Origin of the sequence: Caulobacter sp. D5 (assembly GCF_003185805.1) — a bacterium.
In the GTDB taxonomy this organism is placed as follows: Bacteria; Pseudomonadota; Alphaproteobacteria; order Caulobacterales; family Caulobacteraceae; genus Caulobacter.
The window spans coordinates 1-2,848 of record NZ_QHJY01000436.1 but is presented as its reverse complement, the minus strand read 5'-3'; the positions used below and the strand labels follow the sequence as shown (position 1 = coordinate 2,848).

General features: G+C 70.3%; 1 protein-coding gene. It reads left to right on the top strand.

The annotated features are described in order from the left end of the window. Positions 1 to 202 precede the first annotated feature (202 nt). A complete protein-coding gene (locus tag DMC18_RS22990) occupies positions 203 to 2,689 on the top strand; it encodes a glycosyl hydrolase 115 family protein (RefSeq protein WP_110133342.1) in 2,487 nt (828 codons plus the stop codon). Positions 2,690 to 2,848: the final 159 nt, after the last annotated feature.

Below are 2,848 nucleotides of genomic sequence, written 5' to 3'. Positions count from 1 at the left end.
TTGAGCAGCCACACGTTTCAGAAAAAGCCTGGGTCCCCGCTTTCGCGGGGATTTTACGGGGGAGAGGCGGAATCTCGCAACACCACCACTCTCATATTGTGTACATTATGCTCATAAAATGAGTAGCCAACCCCATAGATCGCCCTATGGTCTGACCAATTCGACCAAGCTGCCTGACAGCGAAGCGATCTGGAGGAAGCTCATGCGGCTGGCGTCGCTGCTCATCGGTCTGGTTGTCGCCGCGTTCGCCCTGCCCGCCTGGGCGCAGGAGGCCTGGGTCACTGACAAAGCCTCGCCGGGCGCATTGCCTATCGCCGGCGCCGAGATCCTCTATTCGGAAAGCGACGCTCCGGTGGTGGGCCTGGCGGTCCAGGATCTGCGCGACGACCTGGCGGCCGTCACCGGCAAGACCCCGCGCCTCTCGACGGATGCGGCCAAGGGCCGGACGGCGATCCTGGTCGGCACGCTGGGCAGGAGCCCGCTGATCGACGGCCTCGTGCGCGACAGGAAACTGAAGGTCGACGACCTGCGCGGCCGCTGGGAGGGCTTCCTGATCACCGTGGTCGACAACCCCGCGCCCGGCCTCGATCGCGCCCTGGTGATCGCCGGCGGCGACCGAAGGGGCACGGCCTATGGCGTCTACGACCTGAGCCGGGCCGTCGGCGTCTCGCCCTGGACCTGGTGGGCCGACGCCAGGCCGATCAAGCGCAAGGCGCTCTACGTCGCCGCCGACACCCGCCGCGTCGAGGCGCCGTCGGTGAAGTACCGCGGGATCTTCATCAACGACGAGGACTGGGGCCTGCAGCCCTGGGCGGCCAGGACCTTCGACCCGGCCTATGGCGACATCGGCCCCAAGACCTACGAGAAGGTGTTCCAGCTGCTGCTGCGGCTGAAGGCCAACACCCTGTGGCCGGCCATGCACGAGGTCAGCAAGCCCTTCAACGCCGATCCGGCCAACGCCGCCCTGGCCGACCGCTGGGGGATCGTCATGGGCTCGTCCCACGCCGAGCCTATGCTGCGCAACAATGTCGGCGAGTGGAAGGCCGGCGCGGAGGCCTACAACTACGCGGCCAATCCGGACGGCGTGCTCGACTACTGGCGCCAGCGGGTGAAGGCCAACGGCGGCTACGAGAACATCTACACCCTGGGCATGCGCGGCATCCACGACTCCGGCATGGTCGGCGGCGGCGACATCGACGGCCAGCGGACGCTGCTGGAGAAGATCATCGCCGACCAGCGCGGGCTGATCCGCGACCATGTCGATCCCAAGGTCGAGACCGTCCCGCAGGCCTTCACCGCCTACAAGGAGGTGCTGGACGTCTATCGCTCGGGCCTGAAGGTTCCGGAGGACGTGACGCTGGTCTGGCCGGACGACAATTTCGGCTACATCCGCCAGCTGCCCAATGCGCAAGAGCGCCAGCGGTCGGGCGGATCGGGCGTCTATTATCACCTGTCCTATCTGGGCGCGCCGCTGTCGCACCTGTGGCTGTCGACCACGCCGCCGGCCCTGGTGATCGAGGAGATGGGCCGGGCCTGGGACCTGGACGCGCGCAGGCTGTGGATCGCCAATGTCGGCGACATCAAGCCGGCCGAACTGGGCGCGCAGCTGTTCCTGGACATGGCCTGGGACGTGGACGGGGTGCGCAAACTGGGCGCGCGCGGCTACGAGGCGCGGTTCGCTCGCGAGGTCTTCGGACCGGCCAGGGCCGAGGCGGTCGCCGCGATCCTGGCCGAGCACCACCAGCTGAACTTCGAGCGCAAGCCCGAGCACCTGCAATGGTTCTGGGGCCGGGGCGCGAGCCCGCGCTCCAGCCCGCTGTCGGTGGCGCAGGCGGATGCGCGGCTGGCGCGGTTCGACGCGCTGGTGGCGCGGCTGGACCGCGAGGGCGCGAAGATCCCCGCCGAGCAGCGCGACGCCTGGTTCGAGCTGGTGGACTATCCGGTGCGGGCGGCGGCGGCGGCCAACCACCGCGTCTTCGACGCCGAGGCCTTCGACCGGCTGATCGCCAGCCGGCCCGAGGAAGCCCGCCGCCGCGCCGACAAGGCCCGGGCGGCCGACGCGCAGATCGCTGTTCTCACCCGCCGCTACAACAACGAGATCGCCGGGGGAAAGTGGCGCGGCATCCTGTCGGTCGAGCCGGCCGACGGCCAGTGGACCTCGTTCCGGCAGAAGCCGTTCGTCGCCCCGGCGGCGGACGCGACCGCGCCGCGCCTGGCGCCCTTCCCGCCGACCGACACCGACGTGATCGTGGTCGAGGCCGAGACGGCGCGCGGCCCAGGCTGGCGGCGGCTGGACGGCGTGGGGCGTGGTGGGGCGGTGATGGTGGCGGGGGTCGTGACCGAGGCGTCTAGGACGCTCGCGCAGCCTGGGCCGGCGCTGGACTATGCGATCACCCTGCCGGCCGGCGCCTGGTCGCTGGATCTGGATTTGCTGCCGACCTTCCCGCTGAACGGCCAGACGGCGCTGCGGCTGGCGGTCTCGGCGGACGGCGTCGCGCCTGTGGAGGTCGCCGCATCGCGCAAGGTGGGCGACAAGGCCTGGGCCGAGGGGGTGCTGGACGGGCGGGTGCGGGTGGCTAGCGGCGTGACGGTGTGCGGCGGGAAGCGGACGGTGCGGGTGGCGCAGCTGGATCCGGGCGTGGCGCTGGACGCGCTGGTGCTGCGGCCGGCGGCGGGCTGTCCACGGTGATCCTTCTCCCCTTGCGGGAGAAGGTGGCGGCGAAGCCGACGGATGAGGGGTCGCGCGGACGAAAACGCCGCGGCGGCTGATCGGCTGTCGCGGCGTTGAATTTCTGAGAGACCCCTCACCCGACCTCGCTCCGCGAGGCCACCCTCTCCCGCAAGGGGA

Excerpts from the sequence above, each read along its gene's own strand:
- DMC18_RS22990 (WP_110133342.1), top strand. The coding sequence starts at position 203 with ATGCGGCTGGCGTCGCTGCTCATCGGTCTGGTTGTCGCCGCGTTCGCC.